Origin of the sequence: Scandinavium sp. (assembly GCF_051650185.1) — a bacterium.
GTDB lineage: Bacteria > Pseudomonadota > Gammaproteobacteria > Enterobacterales > Enterobacteriaceae > Scandinavium.
This window is the reverse complement of record NZ_JBOFIN010000096.1, coordinates 1-17,111: the sequence shown is the minus strand read 5'-3', so window position 1 is coordinate 17,111 and position 17,111 is coordinate 1. Positions and strand designations below refer to the sequence as shown.

General features: G+C 53.7%; 17 protein-coding genes, 1 tRNA gene and 2 pseudogenes. 15 read left to right on the top strand and 5 right to left on the bottom strand.

Going from position 1 to position 17,111, the window contains the following annotated elements; genetic code table 11:
• Window positions 1-5: 5 nt before the first annotated feature.
• The 9 genes and pseudogenes from ACRCWW_RS12660 to ACRCWW_RS12620 all read left to right on the top strand — a co-directional run.
• Window positions 6-710 (top strand): YggS family pyridoxal phosphate-dependent enzyme, encoded by a 705-nt coding sequence (locus ACRCWW_RS12660; RefSeq protein WP_438682737.1) that lies wholly within the window; start codon window positions 6-8, stop codon window positions 708-710.
• A gap of 22 nt (window positions 711-732) precedes the next feature.
• Window positions 733-1,299, top strand: a complete 567-nt coding sequence (locus tag ACRCWW_RS12655; protein ID WP_438682726.1) for a YggT family protein — start codon at window positions 733-735, stop codon at window positions 1,297-1,299.
• Window positions 1,296-1,607, top strand: a complete 312-nt coding sequence (yggU, locus tag ACRCWW_RS12650) for a DUF167 family protein YggU (protein WP_438682725.1) — start codon at window positions 1,296-1,298, stop codon at window positions 1,605-1,607. Before ACRCWW_RS12655 ends, yggU begins: the two co-directional genes overlap by 4 nt.
• On the top strand, window positions 1,595-2,182 hold the full coding sequence (locus tag ACRCWW_RS12645) for an XTP/dITP diphosphatase (RefSeq protein ID WP_438682724.1): 588 nt from the start codon (window positions 1,595-1,597) through the stop codon (window positions 2,180-2,182). The genes yggU and ACRCWW_RS12645 overlap by 13 nt, the downstream gene beginning before the upstream one ends.
• Window positions 2,182-3,321, top strand: a complete 1,140-nt coding sequence (gene hemW / locus ACRCWW_RS12640; RefSeq protein ID WP_438682723.1) for a radical SAM family heme chaperone HemW — start codon at window positions 2,182-2,184, stop codon at window positions 3,319-3,321. Before ACRCWW_RS12645 ends, hemW begins: the two co-directional genes overlap by 1 nt.
• A 300-nt stretch (window positions 3,322-3,621) precedes the next feature.
• Window positions 3,622-4,608 carry a TRAP transporter substrate-binding protein gene (locus ACRCWW_RS12635; protein ID WP_438682722.1) on the top strand — a complete coding sequence of 329 codons (987 nt, stop codon included), beginning with the start codon at window positions 3,622-3,624 and terminating at the stop codon, window positions 4,606-4,608.
• Between the two features lie 42 nt (window positions 4,609-4,650).
• On the top strand, window positions 4,651-5,154 hold the full coding sequence (locus tag ACRCWW_RS12630) for a TRAP transporter small permease (protein WP_438682721.1): 504 nt from the start codon (window positions 4,651-4,653) through the stop codon (window positions 5,152-5,154).
• Window positions 5,154-6,455 (top strand): TRAP transporter large permease, encoded by a 1,302-nt coding sequence (locus tag ACRCWW_RS12625; protein ID WP_438682720.1) that lies wholly within the window; start codon window positions 5,154-5,156, stop codon window positions 6,453-6,455. Before ACRCWW_RS12630 ends, ACRCWW_RS12625 begins: the two co-directional genes overlap by 1 nt.
• Window positions 6,456-6,528: 73 nt before the next feature.
• Window positions 6,529-6,831: pseudogene (locus ACRCWW_RS12620) on the top strand (endonuclease domain-containing protein); the annotation flags it as partial.
• Between the two features lie 81 nt (window positions 6,832-6,912).
• On the opposite strand, the gene ACRCWW_RS12615 reads toward ACRCWW_RS12620, so the two are convergent.
• Genes ACRCWW_RS12615 through trmB form a run of 3 tightly spaced genes read right to left on the bottom strand, consistent with a single transcriptional unit; the run spans window position 6,913 to window position 8,732 of the window.
• Window positions 6,913-7,632, bottom strand: a complete 720-nt coding sequence (locus ACRCWW_RS12615) for a DUF2884 domain-containing protein (RefSeq protein WP_438682719.1) — start codon at window positions 7,630-7,632, stop codon at window positions 6,913-6,915.
• Between the two features lie 54 nt (window positions 7,633-7,686).
• A complete protein-coding gene (locus ACRCWW_RS12610; RefSeq protein ID WP_438682718.1) occupies window positions 7,687-8,013 on the bottom strand; it encodes a YggL family protein in 327 nt (108 codons plus the stop codon).
• Window positions 8,013-8,732 (bottom strand): tRNA (guanosine(46)-N7)-methyltransferase TrmB, encoded by a 720-nt coding sequence (trmB, locus tag ACRCWW_RS12605; protein ID WP_438682717.1) that lies wholly within the window; start codon window positions 8,730-8,732, stop codon window positions 8,013-8,015. Before trmB ends, ACRCWW_RS12610 begins: the two co-directional genes overlap by 1 nt.
• 145 nt (window positions 8,733-8,877) lie before the next feature.
• On the opposite strand from trmB, the gene mutY reads away from it, so the two are divergent.
• The 4 genes from mutY to ACRCWW_RS12585 all read left to right on the top strand — a co-directional run bounded on the left by mutY (window position 8,878) and on the right by ACRCWW_RS12585 (window position 12,901).
• Window positions 8,878-9,930: an A/G-specific adenine glycosylase gene (mutY, locus tag ACRCWW_RS12600; protein WP_438682716.1), complete on the top strand. Its 1,053-nt coding sequence runs from the start codon at window positions 8,878-8,880 to the stop codon at window positions 9,928-9,930.
• Between the two features lie 25 nt (window positions 9,931-9,955).
• Window positions 9,956-10,231 carry an oxidative damage protection protein gene (locus ACRCWW_RS12595; protein ID WP_438682715.1) on the top strand — a complete coding sequence of 92 codons (276 nt, stop codon included), beginning with the start codon at window positions 9,956-9,958 and terminating at the stop codon, window positions 10,229-10,231.
• Window positions 10,232-10,328: 97 nt separating this feature from the next.
• Entirely contained in the window at window positions 10,329-11,408 is a 1,080-nt protein-coding gene (gene mltC / locus ACRCWW_RS12590) for a membrane-bound lytic murein transglycosylase MltC (protein ID WP_438682736.1), read from the top strand.
• Window positions 11,409-11,638: 230 nt separating this feature from the next.
• Window positions 11,639-12,901 carry a nucleoside permease gene (locus ACRCWW_RS12585; protein ID WP_438682714.1) on the top strand — a complete coding sequence of 421 codons (1,263 nt, stop codon included), beginning with the start codon at window positions 11,639-11,641 and terminating at the stop codon, window positions 12,899-12,901.
• A gap of 97 nt (window positions 12,902-12,998) precedes the next feature.
• On the opposite strand, the gene ACRCWW_RS12580 is transcribed toward ACRCWW_RS12585, so the two are convergent.
• Entirely contained in the window at window positions 12,999-15,137 is a 2,139-nt protein-coding gene (locus ACRCWW_RS12580; RefSeq protein WP_438682713.1) for an ornithine decarboxylase, read from the bottom strand.
• A gap of 526 nt (window positions 15,138-15,663) precedes the next feature.
• On the opposite strand from ACRCWW_RS12580, the gene ACRCWW_RS12575 reads away from it, so the two are divergent.
• Window positions 15,664-15,739, top strand: a tRNA-Phe gene (locus ACRCWW_RS12575).
• Window positions 15,740-16,004: 265 nt separating this feature from the next.
• Here ACRCWW_RS12575 and ACRCWW_RS12570 read toward each other — a convergent pair.
• Window positions 16,005-16,961: a tyrosine-type recombinase/integrase gene (locus ACRCWW_RS12570; protein WP_438682712.1), complete on the bottom strand. Its 957-nt coding sequence runs from the start codon at window positions 16,959-16,961 to the stop codon at window positions 16,005-16,007.
• Between the two features lie 47 nt (window positions 16,962-17,008).
• Here ACRCWW_RS12570 and ACRCWW_RS12565 point away from each other — a divergent pair.
• Window positions 17,009-17,111, top strand: a pseudogene (locus tag ACRCWW_RS12565) (IS5/IS1182 family transposase); the annotation flags it as partial.

Below are 17,111 nucleotides of genomic sequence, written 5' to 3'. Positions count from 1 at the left end.
TGAAAATGAACGACATTGCGCATAACCTGGCACAGGTCAGGGAGAAAATCTCAGCCGCTGCTGCCCTTTGCAGCCGTGCTTCAGAAGAAATTACTCTGCTTGCAGTCAGTAAAACCAAACCTGCGAGCGCGATCGAAGAAGCTATCCGTGCAGGCCAGCGAGTCTTTGGTGAAAACTACGTTCAGGAAGGCGTGGAGAAGGTCCGCTATTTTCAGGAAAGCGGTCAGACCGATCTGGAATGGCACTTTATCGGCCCTTTGCAGTCGAACAAAAGCCGTCAGGTGGCCGAGCATTTTGACTGGTGCCATACCGTTGATCGCCTGCGCATTGCCACGCGCCTGAGCGAGCAGCGCCCGACGCATCTTCCGCCGTTAAACGTGCTCATCCAGGTTAATATCAGCGACGAATCCAGCAAGTCAGGTATTGCGCCGGAGGAAGTTGATGCGCTGGCAGAAGCCATTGCCGCACTGCCTCATCTGCGTCTGCGCGGGCTGATGGCGATTCCGGCTCCTGAGTCAGAATATGTAAGGCAATTTGCGGTCGCCCAACAAATGGCGGTAGCATTTGCCCGGTTGAAAACACGCTACGCTGACGTGGACACGCTTTCACTTGGCATGTCAGACGATATGGCTGCCGCGATTGCCGCTGGCAGCACAATGGTACGCATCGGGACCGCCATTTTTGGCGCACGCGATTACACAAAACAATAAATAAGGAAAACTGAGGAACGCCATGAAGACGTTGACTTTCCTGCTTTCGACCGTGATTGAGCTGTACACTATGGTGATGCTGCTCCGCGTCTGGATGCAGTGGGCCCGCTGTGATTTTTACAACCCGTTTTCGCAGTTTGTGGTGAAAGCCACTCAGCCGATTGTCGGGCCGCTGCGCCGCGTTATCCCTGCGATGGGGCCTATCGACAGCTCCTCTCTGCTGGTTGCGTTTGTCCTGTGCGTGCTGAAGGCTATCGTGCTGTTTATGGTCGTCACCTTCGAGCCGATCATCTGGATTTCTGCGGTGCTGATTCTGGTGAAAACCATCGGCCTGCTGATTTTCTGGGTGCTGATGCTGATGGCTATCATGAGCTGGGTCAGCCGCGGCCGTAGCCCGGTTGAATTCGTGCTGATGCAGCTTGCCGATCCGCTGCTGCGTCCGATTCGCGGCCTGTTGCCTTCAATGGGTGGCATTGATTTCTCGCCGATGATCCTCGTGTTGCTGCTGTATGTCATCAACATGGGCATCACCGAACTGCTTCAGGCCACCGGAAATATGCTGCTGCCGGGGCTGTGGATGGCACTATGAGTGCCGTCGACCTCTGCGACGATGGGCTGGTTTTACGGCTGTATATTCAGCCGAAAGCCAGCCGTGACAGCATTATCGGGCTGCATGGCGACGAACTTAAAGTCGCCATCACCGCCCCGCCGGTTGATGGTCAGGCCAACGCCCACCTGGTGAAATTTCTCGGCAAACAGTTTCGCGTGGCGAAAAGCCAGGTGATAATTGAGAAAGGTGAGCTCGGCCGCCACAAACAGGTAAAAATTCTTCATCCGCAACACCTCCCTTCGGGCGTGGAAGCGCTCATAAAGCAGGACATCCCATGCAAAAAGTAGTTCTGGCTACCGGTAATGCCGGTAAAGTGCGCGAGCTTTCCTCGCTGCTGAGTGATTTCGGGCTCGACGTCGTCGCACAGACTGAGCTGAACGTTGAGTCGGTGGAAGAGACCGGGCTGACGTTTATCGAAAATGCGATTCTGAAAGCGCGCCACGCGGCGAAAGTCACTGGCCTGCCAGCCATTGCCGACGATTCTGGCCTGGCGGTCGATGTGCTTGGCGGCGCGCCTGGCATCTATTCCGCACGCTATGCCGGTGAGGACGCAACCGATCAGCAGAACCTGGAAAAGCTGCTGGTTGCACTGAAAGATGTGCCTGAAGACCAACGTCAGGCTCAGTTCCACTGCGTGCTGGTCTATATGCGCCATGCTGAAGATCCGACGCCGCTGGTGTGCCACGGCAGCTGGCCGGGTGTCATTACCCGCGAAGCAGCAGGCAACGGCGGCTTTGGCTACGACCCTATCTTCTTCGTGCCGGAGGCGGGTAAAACCGCAGCTGAACTGAGCCGCGAAGAGAAAATTGCTGTGTCCCACCGTGGACAGGCGCTGAAATTGTTACTGGAAGCCCTGCGTTAATGACCGTGTTACCTCCGCTGAGTTTATACATTCATATTCCCTGGTGCGTGCAGAAATGCCCGTACTGCGATTTCAATTCGCACGCCCTGAAAGGCGAAGTGCCGCATGATGATTATGTGCAGCATCTCCTCGCCGACCTGGATATTGACGTGCCTTACGCGCAGGGACGCGAAGTAAAAACGATTTTTATCGGCGGAGGAACGCCAAGCCTGCTGTCCGGCCCGGCCATGCACAAGCTGCTGGATGGTGTTCGCGCTCGCCTTAATCTGGCTGCGGATGCGGAAATCACCATGGAAGCCAACCCGGGCACCGTGGAAGCGGATCGCTTTGTGGAGTATCAGCGCGCCGGAGTAAACCGAATTTCCATCGGCGTGCAAAGCTTTAGCGAACCAAAGCTCAAGCGCCTCGGACGTATTCACGATTCCGGCGAAGCCAAACGCGCGGCACATCTGGCAACCGGCCTTGGCCTGCGTAGTTTTAACCTCGATTTGATGCATGGCCTGCCGGACCAGACGCTGGAAGAGGCGCTGGATGATTTGCGCCAGGCCATTGAGCTTAATCCACCGCATCTGTCGTGGTATCAGCTGACCATCGAACCCAACACGCTCTTTGGCTCACGTCCGCCTAAGCTGCCAGACGACGACGCGCTGTGGGATATTTTCGAACAAGGCCATCAGTTGCTGACTGCCGCAGGTTATCAGCAGTATGAAACCTCCGCCTACGCTAAACCGGGCTACCAGTGTCAGCACAACCTGAACTACTGGCGCTTTGGCGATTATCTCGGCATTGGCTGTGGCGCACACGGCAAAGTGACTTTCCCGGACGGCCGCATTCTGCGTACGGCAAAAACACGCCATCCTCGCGGATACATGGAAGGCCGTTATCTGGAACGCCAGCACGATGTGGAAGCTCAGGATAAGCCGTTTGAGTTCTTTATGAACCGCTTCCGCCTGCTGGAGCCTGCACCGCGTGCAGAGTTCACCGCGTTCACTGGCCTGCCAGAATCACTCCTTCGACCTCAGATTGATCAGGCACTGGCTCAGGGCTACCTGACGGAAACCGCCACCGAGTGGCAAATTACCGATCAGGGTAAATTGTTTTTAAACTCGTTACTGGAAATATTCCTTAGCGAGGAATAAGACTTATAGATGAGATCTGCATCATGCCGATCTCATCTATTCGCAAAAACCGAGTATTTATTTCGTTATTATTTGTTAGTCATTCAACTAATAATTACCCGCTGAATATATTCCTTCTCCACAGTCGATAAATAAACCCAACCCAGCGCACAAAAATAAAAACAGACTTTTTAAATACAGAAAACTGTGAACTCGGTGGCGTCTGCATGTCTGACAACCAGGATAAGATGTCATACAGATTTTTCTTGCATTGCATTATTTGTAAACCATCCCTGAGTATCAATGAGCATGGAGCCATCAATGAAAAAGACCTCTTTTACCCGCACGCTGCTGGGTGCTTCTCTGCTTGCCCTGTTTGCAACGGGCGCGCAGGCCGCTGAAAAAGTCACGTTAAAACTGGCACATAACCTCGAACGCAGCCATGTGGTACACCAGACGTTTGAACATATGGCAAAAGAAGTGAAAGAACTTTCTGACGGGAAAATGACGATTCGTATTTATCCCAGCAGCCAAATGGGCAGCGCCCGTGAAACCATGGAATTATTACAAAATGGCGCACTGGATATGACCAAAGGGTCTGCCAGCGATTTGGAATCATTTGATAATGTTTACGCCATTTATAATCTGCCTTATTTATTTAAAGACCAGGGTCATTTTAATAAAGTGGTCTTTGGCAGCGTCGGCAAAGAAATTATGGACTCCAGCAAAGATAAAGGTTTCTTTGCGCTGTCGGCTTATGTAGCCGGCACCCGTAGTTTTTATGCGAAAAAACCGATCGCTAAACCTGAAGATTTAAAAGGGCTGAAAATTCGCGTTCAGGCAAGCCCAACCACCCTGAAAATGATTGAGCTGATGGGCGGCGCACCTACCCCTATTTCTTTCGGTGAGGTCTATACCGCGATGCAACAGGGCGTGGTGGATGGTGCGGAAAACAACGTACCGTCCTGGGTTCAGACTCGCCACATCGAAATTGCCAAAGTCTTCTCTGAGGACGAACACGCCTCCATTCCTGACTTCCTCGTTATCTCCACCAAGACCTGGAACAAGTTGACGCCTGAACAACAGCAAATCCTCGCAAAAGCCGCTAAAGATTCCGAAGCCTGGCAGCAGCAGGCGTGGAACAAAGTGGAAGAAGAGACCCGAGCTCAGGCCAAAGCGATGGGCGGAGAGTTTGTCAGCGTCGATAAAGCACCGTTCCGTGCTGCCGTACAGCCGCTGTATGACGACTTCAGAAAAGATCCGAAGCAAGCCGAACTGCTGGCGAAATTCGAACAAGCCGCCGAGTAATCTGCCATGGGCCTGTCTCAGGCCCTTTTCAGGAAAATAATCATGATGTTAAACCGCATTAAGCAAGGTGTGGATCGCACCATTGCGGCCTTTTCCGTGGCGGTCATGGTCGCACTCGTCATCTGCGTGGTGTGGCAGGTGTTCAGCCGCTATGTGCTGAACCAGCCCAGCACGATAACGGACGAGCTGGCACGCTTTCTGATGATTTGGGTGGGTCTTCTCGGTGCGGCCTACACCGTGGGCGCACAACGTCATCTCTCTATCGATCTCTTAGCGATGACTCTGAATGCCCATCGCCAGGCCATCCTTAGCGTCGTTATCAATGTGCTGATCTTCGCGTTTTCCGGGCTGGTCATCGTCACCGGAGGACTCAAGCTGATTGAGAAAACGCTGGCCACCACGCAGGTTTCTGCGGCAATGCAAATCCCGATGGGCTACATCTACTTCATCTTGCCGCTGTGCGGCTTTGTGATGATGTTTTACGCCCTGTTCTTTATTCATCAGGGCATCACGCGCCTGACCCATCCGCAGGAGGCCTCGCAATAATGGAAGCTTCAATTGCTCTGACCTTGTTCGGTTGTTTCTTCGTGCTGGTCTTTATCGGCGTGCCGATTTCTTTCTCTATCGGCATTGCCACCGTCGCCTCCATGCTGCTGATGTTCCCGTGGGACATTGCGGTGATCACTGTATCCCAGCGTCTGGCGAACGGCCTGGATAACTTTGCGCTGCTGGCTATCCCGTTCTTTATTTTTGCAGGCACGCTGATGAACAGCGGCGGAATAGCCATACGCCTCATCAACCTGGCGCAGGTGATGGTCGGCCGCGTACCCGGCTCGCTCGGGCATGTAAACGTGCTGGCGAACATGATGTTTGGCTCTATTTCAGGTTCTGCTGTGGCAGCGGCAGCCGCTGTTGGCGGCACGCTGAATCCTATTCAGACTAAAAAAGGCTACGACCCGGCGTTTTCGACGGCCGTTAACGTGTCGTCCTGTATCACTGGTTTGCTGATCCCGCCTTCAAACGTACTGATTGTTTTCTCGCTGACAGCGGGCGGCGTGTCGGTTGCGTCGTTATTTATGGCGGGCTATCTGCCCGGCATTTTGATGGGCCTTGCCATCATGGTGGTGTGCGCCATTATCGCTAAACGTCGCGGTTACCCGCTCTCTGAGCGCCCAACCTGCGCACAGGCAGCGAAAGCGCTACTGGACGCGCTGCCGAGCCTGCTTCTGGTCGTCATTGTGATGGGCGGCATTCTGGGCGGGATTTTTACCGCCACGGAAGCCTCAGCCATTGCCGTGGTTTACACCTTTATCCTTTCGGTACTGATTTACCGTGAGGTGAAGTGGCGTGACCTGCCGAAGCTGATTCTGGAATCGGTGGTGACCACTTCTATCGTTCTGCTGCTGATTGGTTTTTCCGTCGGCATGTCCTGGGCGATGACCAACGCGGATATCCCGTACATGATCAGCGACACGCTGATGGGGATCTCTGAGAATCCCTTGATCATTCTGCTGCTGATTAACATCGTGCTGCTGATCGTGGGCATCTTTATGGATATGACGCCAGCGGTACTGATCTTCACGCCGATCTTCCTGCCGATCGCGCAAGAGCTGGGTATGGACCCGGTTCACTTCGGCATCATGATGGTCGCTAACCTGTGTATCGGCCTGCTGACACCGCCAGTTGGCAGCGCGCTGTTTGTCGGCTGCTCGATCTCAGGGGTGAAAATCCAGCATCTGATCAAGCCGCTTCTGCCCTTCTACGCCGCCCTGCTGGTCGCGTTGATGCTCATCACCTACATCCCACAGATCTCACTGTTTATCCCGCAAGCACTGGGGCTGATGTAAATACCCTGGAAGCGGGCTTCCAGTTTTCTCATCTCACTCTGGCAGTGGTTTGCTTTGCTGGCAGAGTGGGAGGATGGAAATCGCAAAGCAACTTCGCACTAACCAAACACCAGAAGAGCAGAAGCTATGGTATCTGCTAAGAGCAAAACGCTTTTATGGTTATAAGTTCAGACGGCAAATGCCAATTGGCCCCTTTTTCGCGGACTTCGTCTGCTACCGAGCTCGATTGATTGTTGAACTTGACGGAGGACAACACGCTGAAAATACAGACTATGACAGGCACAGGACGGCGTGGCTAAATGCCCGAGGATGGAGAGTGCTGCGCTTCTGGAATAATGAATTGAGAGAGAACGAGGAAGGCGTACTGACGAGTATTCTTGAACATCTCATTGCCTGCTCCCCCTCTCCCCGGCCCTCTCCCTTCGGTAGAGGGCCGGGGAGAGGGGCTGGCACAATATTACTTCAACCCACCCACCAGCGCTTTACGGCTCTCTTCCAGCGAAATCACCCGGCCGCAGACGTCTTTGCCAAACTTCTGGAAATCTGCTTCCTGGTTTTTCCATTCGTTCTGCACTGCGGTTTGTAAACCGCCCATGCTGCCGAGAATGTTTTGCAGCGGGTTACCGCCGCCCTTCAGCACCGCTTTCGAGCCCATTTCATTGATGCTGTCCTGTAACAGTCCGCCCATCGCCTGATTCACCAGGTTCTGGCCGTCGGCTCGCACCTGATCAATGCCTTTATAGTGGAACGTCAGGCCATCGGTGCGGTGCTCGATAATACGGTTCATCTGCTCTTTGAGCTGTGCGTCCAGCTTGGTCAGACGCCCATGCATACTGCTGCTGGCGCCCACCTGTTCGGTGATGATTTTATCCAGCGCGGCGCGGCTTTTATCCACACGGGAGCGGGCGCCTTCGTCAATCCACGGCAGCGCGCTGCGCAGTTCGGTCTGGTAATCCTTCGCCTGTTCGCGTTGGGCTGCACTCAGCGCGTACTGCTTGCCGTTGAACATCACGTTGCCGTCTGGGGTGATCACCAGATTGCCGTTTTCGCCTTTCACCTGCACGGTTTGCGGGTTGAGGATCACATCGTCACGCGGGGTGACGCTGCACTGATAATCCGCCTGTGCGGCGAAAGCCGTAACGGAGAGGGCCGCCGCCAGCAACGTTTTGCGCATCATAGAAACTCCTGTAAAGACAAAACGGGCCAGCGATTGCTGGCCCTTTATAGCTACTTAGTCCCACCAGACGTCGAAAAGTTCGCTGGTGCGTACCTGTTCAAGCTTCTGCTCTTCCAGCCACTTACGCACGATGGCCTGATGCTCTTCGGTGCATTTGCCGGTTTCCTGCAGGCAAATCAGACCTTCCCAGGCCAGATAGCCACTGCCGTCAAACGCCAGCTTGTTCGGCTCGATCACTTCATCAATAAAGCGGTCGACGGATTTGTCGATTTGCTCAACGTCAGTCCCTTCCGGGAAACGCCACGCAACAGAGAATCCTACTTCCTGGAATTCGTCGATGTGCATTTTTTTACGCAGACGACGGCTACGGTTTTTCGCCATTATTTCACCCTCTCGAACATTAAGTCCCATACACCGTGACCAAGACGATGGCCACGTTGTTCAAATTTGGTTACCGGACGCGATTCCGGACGCGGAACATAGTCGTTGCTCTCGGAGACATTTTTATACCCTTCGAGCGAGGACATCACTTCCAGCATATGCTCCGCATAAGGTTCCCAGTCGGTCGCCATGTGGAAAACACCACCCAGCTTCAGCTTAGCTTTCACCAGCTCGGCAAACGGCGCCTGAACGATACGGCGCTTATTATGACGTGCTTTGTGCCATGGGTCAGGGAAAAACAGCTGAACCATGTTCAAAGAATTGTCAGGAATCATTTTGTGCAGCACTTCCACCGCGTCGTGGCACATCACGCGCAGGTTATCCACGCCCTCTTCGTGCGCAGAAGCGAGGCAAGCACCAACGCCCGGGGAATGCACTTCGATGCCTAAGAAATTCTGCTCAGGTTTGGCTTTCGCCATGGTGACAAGTGACGCGCCCATGCCGAAACCGATTTCCAGCGTGGTTGGCGCTTCACGGCCGAATAAGTCGACAAAGTCGACCGGCGTTTCGCTGAATTCAACGCCCATCACCGGCCAATAGTTATCCAGCGCATGCTGCTGCCCTTTGGTCAGGCGGCCCTGGCGGCGGACAAAGCTGCGAATACGGCGCAACGGGCGGCCGTTTTCATCAAATTCCGGTGAAATGACGTCGTTGTTCATAAAAATTCAGTCTACCTGATGAGTATTTAAGGAAACGGGCATTATCCAAAGTTAAAGAGAGGATGCAAGCATGGGAAAGATCCGGTTTACAGCGAGGCTGTCGCTGTGCTGCAATCTGCGTCCCTGATACAGCGGAACGGTCGCCATGCAAGCCTCTCAATTTTCAGCCCAGGTGCTGGACTGGTACGACAAATATGGGCGTAAGACCCTGCCCTGGCAAATAGAAAAAACGCCGTACAAAGTATGGCTCTCTGAGGTGATGCTGCAACAGACGCAGGTGGCGACGGTCATTCCCTATTTTGAACGCTTTATGGCGCGCTTTCCGACAGTCACCGATTTAGCCAATGCCCCGCTCGATGAAGTCCTTCATCTGTGGACAGGCCTTGGCTATTACGCGCGCGCCCGCAATCTGCACAAAGCCGCTCAGCAGGTTGCCACGCTTCATAGAGGCAAGTTCCCTGAGACGTTTGAAGAAGTGGCCGATTTACCGGGCGTAGGGCGCTCGACCGCGGGCGCAATCCTTTCGCTTTCTTTAGGCAAACATTTCCCGATCCTCGACGGCAATGTGAAGCGTGTTTTGGCTCGCTGCTACGCCGTCGGCGGTTGGCCGGGCAAGAAAGATGTTGAAAAGCGCCTGTGGTCAATCAGCGAAGAGGTCACGCCCGCGAAAGGCGTGGAGCGCTTTAATCAGGCGATGATGGATCTGGGCGCGATGGTTTGTACGCGCTCGAAACCGAAATGCGAACTCTGCCCTTTAAACACTGGCTGCGTGGCCTACGCCAGGCACAGCTGGGCGCAGTATCCCGGCAAAAAACCGAAACAGACGCTCCCTGAGCGCGAAGGTTACTTCCTTATCATGCAGCAAGATAACGAAGTGCTTTTACTTCAGCGTCCGCCAAGTGGCCTGTGGGGTGGGCTGTTCTGTTTCCCACAGTTTGCCTCGGAAGAAGAGTTGCGGGAATGGCTGGCTGCGCGTCAGATAAAGGCCGATAAGCTCGAACAGCAAACCGCCTTCCGCCACACCTTTAGCCATTTCCATCTGGATATCGTGCCAATGTGGCTCAGCGGGCAGTCTGTTGGCGCATGCATGGATGAAGGCAACGCTCTCTGGTATAACTTAGCCCAGCCACAGTCCGTGGGGCTTGCAGCTCCCGTTGAACGCCTGTTACAGCAGTTACGCGCCGGCGCTCTGGTTTGAGCGACGGCCTAAAAGAGGAAGAGTCATGAGCAGAACCATTTTTTGTACCTACCTGCAGCGCGATGCCGAAGGTCAGGACTTCCAGCTTTATCCGGGCGAGCTCGGCAAACGCATCTATAACGAAATCTCGAAAGAAGCCTGGGCGCTGTGGCAGCACAAGCAAACCATGCTGATTAACGAGAAAAAACTCAACATGATGAATCCGGAGCACCGCAAGCTGCTGGAGCAGGAGATGATCAACTTCCTGTTCGAAGGCAAAGAGGTGCATATCGAAGGCTATACGCCACCGGAAAAACAGTAAGCAGGATTGCCCACAGCGGTAACGTAGGCCGGGTAAGCGTAGCGCCACCCGGCATGGCCGTTGCATTTATCACCACACCACAAGCACTCCCGGAATGATGAAAAAATATTTAGCGCTAGCCCTGATTGCGCCGTTGCTCATTTCGTGTTCAGGCTCTAAAAAAAACGATACCTATAACGAGGCCTGGGTTAAGGACACCAACGGTTTTGACATCCTGATGGGCCAGTTCGCCCACAACATCGAGAATATCTGGGGGTACAACGAAGTGCTGGTCGCAGGGCCGAAGGACTACGTGAAGTATTCCGACCAGTATTACACCCGTAGCCACATCAACTTTGACGAAGGGACGATCACCTTCGAAACCATCGCCGGAACCGATCCGACAGGCCGTCTGCGTCAGACGATCATCAAAACACTGTTGATGGGCGACGATCCGGGCTCGGTCGATCTCTATTCCGATGCCGATGACATCCAGATTTCCAAAGAACCGTTCTTATACGGGCAGGTGGTGGATAACACCGGTCAGCCGATTCGCTGGCAAGGGCGGGCGTCGAATTACGCCGACTGGCTGCTGCAAAATCGCCTGAAAAGCCGCAACAACGGGCTGCACATTATCTACAGCGTGACCCTCAACCTGGTGCCGAACCACCTCGACAAACGTGCGCATAAATACATTGGCATGGTGCGTCAGGCTTCGCGTAAATATGGCGTGGATGAATCCCTGATTCTGGCCATTATGCAGACTGAATCCTCCTTTAACCCTTACGCCGTCAGCAACGCCGATGCACTGGGCCTGATGCAGGTGGTTCAACACTCAGCCGGGAAGGACGTGTTTAAAGCGCAGGGTAAATCTGGCACACCGAGTCGCAGCTTCCTGTTTGATCCAGCCAGCAACATCGATACCGGCACCGCCTATCTGGCCATGTTGAGCAACGTTTATTTGGGCGGGATTGATAACCCAACCTCACGTCGCTACGCGGTGATAACCGCTTACAACGGCGGCGCGGGCAGCGTGCTTCGCGTCTTCTCAAGCGATAAAGTGCAGGCGGCAGCCATCATCAACAGCATGGCGCCGGGCGATGTATATCAGACGTTGACGACGCGCCATCCGTCCGCTGAATCCCGTCGCTATCTCTATAAAGTTAACACAGCACAGAAAAGCTACCGTCGGAAGTAAAACCCGACTTAACTCAGGCTCGATTCCGGGCCTGAGTCTTCTCCCCTCGCCTCTTCGTCATACGAAAATGTTATTTGCGTCACTAAACTGCTCTGCAAAAGAATAATCATTGCATTTTCTTGCGGCAGCTAACAAAACGTAGGACGCCTCACCGCTAGAATCGCCTCAAATCACCGCCATGAATGTTTTAATAACAACACAACCCCCAATACCTTTGTGAGGAAATTAACATGAACCTTAAGCTGCAGCTTAAAATATTGTCGTTTCTGCAGTTCTGTCTGTGGGGGAGCTGGCTGACCACGCTGGGCTCGTATATGTTCGTCACCCTGAAATTCGACGGAGCCTCCATTGGCGCTGTTTACAGCTCTTTGGGGATCGCTGCGGTGTTCATGCCAACCCTGCTGGGGATTGTGGCCGACAAATGGATCAGCGCTAAGTGGGTCTACGCACTGTGCCATTTAGTCGGGGCAGGTACGCTGTTTATGGCAGCCGAAGTCACCACGCCAAGTGCGATGTTCATGGTGATTTTGCTCAACTCGCTGGCCTACATGCCAACACTTGGGCTCATCAACACCATCTCCTACTATCGCCTGAAATCAGAAGGGATGGACATCGTCACGGACTTCCCGCCGATTCGTATCTGGGGCACCATCGGCTTTATCATCGCGATGTGGGCCGTGAGCTTCGCAGGTTTCGAGTTAAGCCACATGCAGCTTTACATCGGCGCGGCGCTGTCCGTGGTCCTGGCGCTGTTTACCCTGACGCTGCCGCACATTCCGGTGTCTAACCAGCAGGCGAAGCAGAGCTGGAGCAGCATGCTGGGCCTGGATGCTTTCGCGCTGTTCAAAAACAAACGCATGGCCATCTTCTTTATCTTCTCGATGATGCTGGGCGCGGAGCTGCAAATCACCAACATGTTCGGCAACACCTTCCTGCACAGCTTCGATAAGGATCCGCTGTTTGCCAGCAGCTTTATCGTGCAGCACGCCTCGGTGATGATGTCGATTTCGCAGATTTCCGAAACGCTCTTCATCCTGACCATCCCGTTCTTCCTGAGCCGTTACGGCATTAAGAACGTGATGCTCATCAGTATCTTCGCGTGGATGCTGCGCTTTGGCCTGTTCGCATATGGCGACCCAACGCCGTTTGGCACCGTGTTGCTGGTGCTGTCGATGATTGTCTACGGCTGTGCGTTCGACTTCTTCAACATCTCCGGGTCGGTGTTTGTCGAAAAAGAAGTGAAGCCAGAAATTCGCGCCAGCGCACAGGGCATGTTCCTGATGATGACCAACGGCTTCGGCTGTATTCTCGGCGGGATTGCGAGCGGTAAAGTGGTGGAGATGTACACCGTAAACGGCATTACTGACTGGCAGAACGTGTGGCTGATTTTCGCGGCTTACTCACTGGTACTGGCTTTCGCGTTCGTTGCGCTGTTCAAGTACAAACACGTGCGTGTTGCGCCGGGTGCGCAAACGCAGACTGTCGCGCACTGATTCTCCCCTCTCCCCGGCCCTCTCCCCAAGGGAGAGGGAGCTTAAAAACTCCCCTCGCCCTGTGGGAGAGGGGCTGGGGGAGAGGGCATCAGGCAACTCAATTCTTCAGCACATACCCATACAACCGCTTAATCCCATCGGCATCCTTTTCGCTATACACGCCCTGTAGTTCCGGGGAGAAGCCAGGTAGCAGATTGACGCCCTCTTCCAGCGCGAGGAAATAGCGCTGCACTGCCCCGCCCCAGATTTCACCCGGCACCACGCAGAGCACCCCTGGCGGGTAAGGCAGTGCGCCTTCCGCCGCGATGCGCCCTTCTGCCTCACTCAGACGCACCAGCTCAACGTTGCCACGGATAAACTCAATATTGGCATCCTGAGGATTCATCACCACCGCCGGGAAGCTGGCTTTGCGGAACATCGCCTTCTGTAAATCCTTCACGTCGAAGCTAACGTACAGGTCATGCATCTCCTGACAAAGCTGGCGAAGCGTGTAGTCGCGATAACGCACCGGATATTTGTTGTAGACCGATGGCAACACGTCGGCCAGCGGCGTGTCGTCTTCGATATGCTGCTCGAACTGACCCAGCATCGCCACCAACTGCACCAGCTTTTCTGAGCTTTCTGCCGGGGTCAGCAGGAACAGAATCGAGTTGAGATCGCACTTCTCTGGCACGATGCCATTCTCACGCAGGAAATGCGCCAGAATGGTGGCCGGAATGCCAAACTCGCTGTACTCGCCCGTATCGGCGTTGATCCCCGGCGTGGTCAGCAGCAGTTTGCAGGGATCGACAAAGTACTGATCCTGCGCGTACCCTTCGAAACCATGCCAGCGGTCGCCAGGGCCAAAGCTGAAAAAGCGCCGCTCGCTGGCAATGGTCTGCGTCGCATGATCCTGCCACGGCCGCCCCTCCACCACGGGCGGAATAAACGGTTTGATCATCTTACAGTTGGCGATAATGGCTTTACGCGCTTCAATTCCGAGCGTCACACAATCCGCCCACAGGCGACGGCCGCTTTCCCCTTCGTGGATCTTGGCATTCACATCGAGGGCAGCAAAAAGCGGATAGAACGGGCTGGTCGAGGCATGCAGCATGTAAGCATTATTCAGACGCTTATAAGGGCAAAAACGCGCCTGGCCGCGAATGTGGTCGTCCTTTTTGTGGATCTGCGAAGTCTGCGAGAAACCGGCCTGCTGTTTATGAACCGACTGAGTGACGAAGATCCCCGGATCGTTTTCGTTGAGATCGAGCAGCAGTGGCGAGCAATCAGCCATCATCGGAATAAATTGCTCGTAGCCAACCCATGCGGAATCAAACAGGATGTAGTCGCACAGGTGGCCGATTTTGTCGATCACCTGCCGGGCGTTGTAAATCGTGCCGTCGTAAGTGCCAAGCTGGATCACCGCTAATCGGAAAGGTCGGGCTTCATTTGCACGCTCAGGCGCAACTTCGCGGATCAGTTCGCGCAGGTATTTGTCATCAAAGCAGTGTTCATCAATACCGCCGATAAACCCGAAAGGGTTACGCGCCGCTTCCAGATAAACAGGCGTAGCCCCAGCCTGAATCAATGCGCCATGGTGATTCGATTTATGGTTGTTGCGGTCGAACAACACCAGGTCACCGCGCGTCAGTAACGCATTCGTCACGACCTTATTAGCCGCAGAAGTGCCGTTCAGCACGAACCAGGTTTTATCGGCGTTGAAGACCTTCGCCGCAAACTTTTGCGCCCGCTTGGCGGCCCCTTCGTGAATCAGCAAATCGCCCAGTTTTACGTCCGCATTGCACATATCGGCGCGGAAAATATTCTCGCCAAAGAAATCATAAAACTGACGGCCCGCCGGGTGCTTTTTGAAGAACTCGCCGTGCTGATGCCCGGGACAAGCGAAAGTGCTGTTGCCCATTTCAACATACTGAGTCAGCGTGTCGAAAAACGGCGGCAGCAGATTTTCTTCGTAGCGGACAGCGGCGGCTTCAACTTCCAGCCACTGCTGGACGCTGCCGTTGATCACCGCATTCACCCCTTCAGGGGTTGCAAGCTCTTCGTCGGAAAAAACAAAGACCGGTAAATGAAAACCGGTGCGTTTAAGCAAAGCCAGAACGCCGCTACGGCTGTCGGCGAGACTGATGACGATTGCCGCCACATCGGTAAAATCAGTACTGCCCAACGCGACGACACGACGGTGCGTAGAAAGGCGTGAGACAAGTTCGAGGCTTGCGGCAATGTGCAATGATTTCATAAGCGCGAATACCCAAATCGGGAGAGTAAAAGGCCCGGACGCGGTCAACACCGCGCCCATAAACTGTCAGGGTCCGACTGGTAACCAGCTCCGACCGCCAGACATCAGTAAAAGCAGAAACGCTCTGATTTTACTGCTGTCCTGCAGTGAGCATACGCTTGCCTCACCGCATGGTGAGCATAGAGGATTCAGCAGAATGGCGGGGAAACCGTTGCATATAAGCAATGCGGCGATGGCAACAATGAGTGAATAAAACCATTCAGGCGCCCCCAGAGGTGGAAGGAGAAAATTCGCGCAATGATTACACCTTTCGCCAGAGCGTGCAACCCGTGACAGGCGTTTTCAGCCCTGCCCTCGCATTGATGGCGGTAACATATCAATGCACAAAAATCACATAAAACATCACAATACTGCGAGCTAAAGAAAAACAAGAATCGACCAGAATGGTGAGAGAATGCGCACTCCGTAGCGAAATTAACAAATTTCGTTGACGAGTCCGGCTGAATTTAGTTTAATGCGGCCCGTTGCCCGGATAGCTCAGTCGGTAGAGCAGGGGATTGAAAATCCCCGTGTCGGTGGTTCGATTCCGCCTCCGGGCACCACTCTTCAGAGCCTGTTCGTTAAGGTAGTTGGATACCCAACGATCAAGACAGTGGTCCCCAGCATCATATGGTAGTTTGCTTACCGCATCGATGTTGAATACGGGACTTTAAGAATCCGGAGGATGTTCAAGCATCCTCTGGATTTCTTGCATCCATTACACTTCAGGAATCTATTTACCCTCAGTTTTTGAATGTGTCAATCTCGAGCGTCCAAAAAACTACCATTTTCATTATCAATCGCTTAGATTTGACTTAAGTACCCCGCTCATACGTTTTCCATCTCTTCAAGTAGCGCCCTTACGCGATCCAGATCCGCCTCCACATATTCAAGCGTGATTGCCGGTGTTGAGTGTCCGAGCAAATCCTGCGCCATCTTGATGTTCCTGTCCGGCTGTTTCATCAGATTCGTGGCAATCGTATGCCGGAACCGGTGTGGGCTGGCCGTAAACTGACACTCCTTAGAAAGCCTGCGGAAAAATGCTCTCAGCGGCGGATGATCCATATTCATGCTGGTCAGATTTTTTCCGTCTACAAAGCGCGAAATATTAAACAGCTGCTCATCTTTCTGCGCGCCACGCTCCAGCGACAGATGATAAAGCTTCTCCAGGCGTGGACGAAGGCTTGCCGTGATGGGAACCCGGTGCTCCTTGTGGTTCTTTGCCCCTTCCGGGCGCAGAGTGATCCAGCCATTATCCAGGTCCACGTCGCACAGGCGAATGTGCAGAAGCTGATTTTGTCGCATACCGGTACGGTGAAGCGCATCCAGCACCGTCAGCCAGAACCATGCCGGACGCAATGCACTGCGGGTCCGCTCTCTGCAAATCCCGATGCTCTCATCCGCTTCACGAGCTTCCATTAGCAGGTAGATACGCTTGATTTGCCCGTCGGTCAGCGTCTTCTTACGTTTGATATCCGGACGGGCCAGCACACCATTGAAGGGGTTTTCGGCAGCCGTGACCAGACCCTGAGCGATAGCATGATTGAACAGCGCCCGCATATGCGTCACCTTATTGTTCCAGGTAATTTTGCTCAGGTGGCTGTCACTGATGACCTGACGACGCCACATCAGGACCAGTTTCTTGTCCACCTGCTCTGGCGTAACCAGTTCACCAATAAAGTGCTGGAAAGATTTTACAACCTTGTTGTAACTCCATTCCGTCGCTGGTCGCAGCGCTTTTGTGAAAAAATAATCACTAAGCAAATCGTCGAATGTTGTGTTCATATTTACCTCGGTTGAGGCTTTGTTGAATAAATCGAACTTTTGCTGAGTTGAAGGATCAGATCACGCATCCTCCCGATAACGAAGACCGTTCCGTGGCAAAGCAAAAGTTCAAAATTACCAACTGGCCCACCTACAACAAAGCTCTCATCA

Bases quoted from the DNA above. Each gene is read 5' to 3' on its own strand.
- ACRCWW_RS12660 (WP_438682737.1), top strand. From the start codon at position 6: ATGAACGACATTGCGCATAACCTGGCACAGGTCAGGGAGAAAATCTCA.
- ACRCWW_RS12655 (WP_438682726.1), top strand. From the start codon at position 733: ATGAAGACGTTGACTTTCCTGCTTTCGACCGTGATTGAGCTGTACACT.
- yggU (WP_438682725.1), top strand. From the start codon at position 1,296: ATGAGTGCCGTCGACCTCTGCGACGATGGGCTGGTTTTACGGCTGTAT.
- ACRCWW_RS12645 (WP_438682724.1), top strand. From the start codon at position 1,595: ATGCAAAAAGTAGTTCTGGCTACCGGTAATGCCGGTAAAGTGCGCGAG.
- hemW (WP_438682723.1), top strand. From the start codon at position 2,182: ATGACCGTGTTACCTCCGCTGAGTTTATACATTCATATTCCCTGGTGC.
- ACRCWW_RS12635 (WP_438682722.1), top strand. From the start codon at position 3,622: ATGAAAAAGACCTCTTTTACCCGCACGCTGCTGGGTGCTTCTCTGCTT.
- ACRCWW_RS12630 (WP_438682721.1), top strand. From the start codon at position 4,651: ATGATGTTAAACCGCATTAAGCAAGGTGTGGATCGCACCATTGCGGCC.
- ACRCWW_RS12625 (WP_438682720.1), top strand. From the start codon at position 5,154: ATGGAAGCTTCAATTGCTCTGACCTTGTTCGGTTGTTTCTTCGTGCTG.
- ACRCWW_RS12615 (WP_438682719.1), bottom strand. From the start codon at position 7,632: ATGATGCGCAAAACGTTGCTGGCGGCGGCCCTCTCCGTTACGGCTTTC.
- ACRCWW_RS12610 (WP_438682718.1), bottom strand. From the start codon at position 8,013: ATGGCGAAAAACCGTAGCCGTCGTCTGCGTAAAAAAATGCACATCGAC.
- trmB (WP_438682717.1), bottom strand. From the start codon at position 8,732: ATGAACAACGACGTCATTTCACCGGAATTTGATGAAAACGGCCGCCCG.
- mutY (WP_438682716.1), top strand. From the start codon at position 8,878: ATGCAAGCCTCTCAATTTTCAGCCCAGGTGCTGGACTGGTACGACAAA.
- ACRCWW_RS12595 (WP_438682715.1), top strand. From the start codon at position 9,956: ATGAGCAGAACCATTTTTTGTACCTACCTGCAGCGCGATGCCGAAGGT.
- mltC (WP_438682736.1), top strand. From the start codon at position 10,329: ATGAAAAAATATTTAGCGCTAGCCCTGATTGCGCCGTTGCTCATTTCG.
- ACRCWW_RS12585 (WP_438682714.1), top strand. From the start codon at position 11,639: ATGAACCTTAAGCTGCAGCTTAAAATATTGTCGTTTCTGCAGTTCTGT.
- ACRCWW_RS12580 (WP_438682713.1), bottom strand. From the start codon at position 15,137: ATGAAATCATTGCACATTGCCGCAAGCCTCGAACTTGTCTCACGCCTT.
- ACRCWW_RS12570 (WP_438682712.1), bottom strand. From the start codon at position 16,961: ATGAACACAACATTCGACGATTTGCTTAGTGATTATTTTTTCACAAAA.